At 62.8% G+C, this 3,687-nt stretch carries 2 protein-coding genes; one reads left to right on the top strand and one right to left on the bottom strand.

Translation table 11 applies throughout. The annotated features are described in order from the left end of the window. Positions 1-403, bottom strand: a 403-nt coding sequence (locus J0I64_RS03300) for an ABC transporter substrate-binding protein (RefSeq protein WP_291406196.1), incomplete at its 3' end; no start/stop codon positions are given. A gap of 288 nt (positions 404-691) precedes the next feature. Here J0I64_RS03300 and J0I64_RS03295 point away from each other — a divergent pair. Next, the coding region (locus J0I64_RS03295; RefSeq protein WP_291406195.1) for a response regulator at positions 692-3,687 on the top strand (2,996 nt) is incomplete at its 3' end.

Here is a 3,687-nt window from a genome sequence, read left to right as displayed (position 1 = left end):
CGCCTTCGAGCTTGGGCCAGACGGCGCGCAGGTCGAGAGCGGGGAATTGCTTGATCATGTTGAAGGTGAAGGCGACGTCCTTGGCCGTCAGCGGCTCGCCGTCCGACCATTTGGCGCCATCGCGCATGGTAAAGGTCAGCGAGAGGCCGTCGTCGGAATAGGCATAGGCAGAAGCCAGGCGGTAGTTCGCCTCGCCGCCCTTGATGGCGTTGAAGACGACCAGCGGCTCATACATGAAGTCCTGCACGGTCGGCAGGACCGTGGTGGCGTTCATCGGGTTGTAGTTCTCAACCCAGGCGGTCAGCTGCTGCGGCACTGCGGTCAGAATGGCTTCCTGCGCCTGTGCAGCGGGCAGAATAGCCGTGCTCGCCAAGCCCATGAGGGCAAGCTTCTTCAAGTTCATAAGAACTCCTCCCAAAATGTTCCTCCGATCCGGCGTCGAGGCCGGATGCATCGCATGAGTTGCGATTGGTATCTAATTGGCACTAGAGTGGTGATAGAGTCATGCCGCCAAAATCGTCAAAACTGCCGTAAAAATCGGCAAAACCAGCACAGTCTCGTCTAAGGCCGATTTTGCCTCTGGATGAGGACACAAGCAAAAACAAAGTACTAGCGCGCGTGAGCGGCTACAGGGCGGCTGGTTTGAAGTGGTCTCATCTGGGGAGATGAGACAGACCGGGAGGGAGAAGACATGCAATTGCCGGCTCTCTGGCCGTCGAATTTCCGCGGGCGGCTGTTCCTGATCTTCATGGCCGTCATGGCCGTGCCGCTCTCGCTCACCTTCTGGGCCCTCGTCACCACGCTGACGACCAGCCTTCGCGACGAAACCTTTGCCCAGCTGCAGTTCGTGCGCGACGCAAAGCATGCCGAGATCGAGCAATATCTGCTGTTCTCGCTCCGCCAGGCCGAGGCCCTGACCAAGTCCAATACCGTCCGCTATTCGGTCGGCGAGTTCTACGGCTTCTCCTTCGCCTTCCGCATGATAGACGCCTCGCCCGACAAGGCGCAGCGCGTCTTGCAGGATGTGTTCGAACTCGACGAAGGCGGGAGCGGGCAACCCGGCGAAATGGGCGGCCCGCTGCTGCGCAATGCGCTCGAATATGCCAATGCGCACAACCGTTTTCACGAGGACTATCTGGGCTTCGTGCGCACCTCGGAATTCGACAATCTCTACCTGATCAACGCCAATGCGCGCGTCGTCTATTCCGTCGAAAAAGACGGTTATCTCGGCGCAGATGTCGCGACCAGTTTCCGCACCACGCCCCTCGGGCAGTTGACCGAGAGCCTCCTCACCGGATCGAGCGAAAACCGCGTCGGCTTCCTCGATTTCAGCCCCGATCCCGTCACCGGCATCTTTTCCGCCTATGTCGGGGTGCGCATCGATTTTCATAACCGCACCCGCGGGCTTGCCGTCTTCCGCCTGCCGGCCGGCGCCGTCGATGCCGTGGTCCAGGGGCAGTTCGGCAACCAGGCCGCCGGCCAGATCTATCTCACCAGCAGCGACGGCGCGCTGATCTCGGGCCCGCCCAACGGCGCCTTGCAGGTCGGGGACAAGCGCATGGCGTCCATCTCGCGCCAGTCGAGCCAGGGCGCTGATATCCTTCAAACTGGAGCGAGCGACGAGAGCGCGCTTGCAGCCTGGACTGTCCTGCCGTTTGGAAAACAATCCTGGCACCTCTCGGCCGAAATGCCGACACGGCTCGCCTTTGCCAAGATCGAATCCCTCACCCAGTTCGTGGCGCTGGTCGCCGCGATCAGCCTGCCACTGATCTTTCTCATCGCCCTCATGCTGTCGCGTACGATTTCGGCCTCGCTCGGCACCCTCGCCGATGCCGCCGAATCCATCGCCGCCGGCCGGCTCGATCTCGACATTCCCAGGATTGCGCGCCCGGACGAACTGGCGCGCCTTGCCACCAGTTTTGGCCGCATGCGCATGGCGGTGCGCGATCAGCTGACCCTGATCGGCCAGAAGAACCAGGAACTGGAACTTCAGGTCCGCGTCATCGCCGAGAAAAATGCCGAACTCGAAGAGGCCGACCGGCAGAAGGACGCGTTCGTTGCCAATACCAGCCACGAATTGCGCACCCCGCTCAATGGCATCATCGGCATATCGGGAACCCTCGCGACAGGCGCGGCGGGCGAACTAACCGCGCTGCAACGCAGCCAGTTGGAACTCATCACCTTTTCGGCCCGCCGCCTCTCGCGCCTCGTCGATGATCTTCTCGATCTCTACCGCATCCGCCAGGGCCGGATGAAGCTCGACATCCATGCCGTGCACCTGCCCACCTCCCTCAGGAACGTGCTGTCGGTGGCGCAGACCATGGTCTGGGGCGAGCCGGTCAGCATCAAGGTCGAACTCGAAGACGACCTGCCCTATCTCGAGGCCGACCCGGTGCGCCTCGAACAGATCCTCTACAATCTCGTCGGCAATGCCATCAAATATACCGGCAATGGCACTGTCTGCGTCAGCGCCCGCAAGGCCGGAAACGAGATCGAAATCGCCATCAGCGATACCGGCATCGGCATTGCCGCGGACAGTCTCGAACGCGTCTTCCAGCCGCTCGAACGCGCCAGCGGCAGCGAGATCGAGGGCTCCGGCCTCGGCCTCACCATTGCCCGCCAGCTCGCCCATGCCATGCATGGCAAACTCTTTGCCACGAGCACCCTCGGGGAAGGCTCCGTCTTCCGCCTCGCGCTCCCCATGGCCCCGCCCGGCGCCGAACTCAGCGCCATCGAACTTTTGGCCGACCCCGGCAGCGGCACCATCGACCTGCCGGTCATGCCCGATGCCCCCTTTGCCGCCAAGGACGGGCCGCATCTGCTCGTCGTCGATGACGAGCCGGTCAATATCCAGGTGCTGCGCAACGTGCTCCAGCCGCTCGGTTACCGTTTTGAAGCGGCCCGCAACGGCACCGAAGCGCTTGAAGCTGTGGCCAAACAAAAGCCCGACCTCATCATTCTCGACGTGATGATGGCCGGCCTTTCCGGGCTCGAGGTGGCGCAAAAGCTGCGCGAACGCTTTTCGCTGCACGAATTGCCGATCATCATGCTCACCGCCCGCAGCCGCACGCGTGACCTGCTCGCCGGCTTCGAAAGCGGCGCCAATGACTATGTGTGCAAGCCCTTCGTCAAGGACGAGCTGCTGGCCCGCATCGCCACCCTTCTCTCGGCCTCCCGCGCCCAGTTTCAGGCGCGCGAAAATGCCGAACTCAAGCAGGAGATCGACCGCCGCGTCCGCGTCGAAGACGCCCTGCGCCTCTCCCAACACCGCATGTCGCGCCTTCTCGATACCGTGTCGGTGGGCCTTGTCTGCGCCAATGAAGCGGGCCGCATCATCTATGCCAATCAGCTGGCGAGCCAACTTTCCGGCCACCGCATCGAGACAGGCCAGACGCTGCTCAGCGATCTTCTCACACCGAGCCTGATCGACAGCATCCATGCCGAGATCGAGGCCGAGGGCCAAGCCAATCTCACCCGCATTCCCTTCGGCGCGCCCGACCAGACCGTCATTATCCAGGGTTTTGAAATCGAGCCGCAGGAAGGCGGCGGGCTTGCCCTCATCATCGACCACGACACCGCCCCCTCGCGCCGTAGGGCAGAGCTGGTCAACCGCTCCATCCGCGACGTGCTCGACACGGTCGGCCCGGACCTGGCGCGCACCGCGCCGCTTGACGAAACACCGGGCAC

The organism is Devosia sp. (assembly GCF_017307565.1).
Taxonomy (GTDB): Bacteria; Pseudomonadota; Alphaproteobacteria; order Rhizobiales; family Devosiaceae; genus Devosia.
The sequence above is the reverse complement of the archived record's forward strand: the minus strand, read 5'-3'. Positions and strand labels throughout refer to the sequence as shown.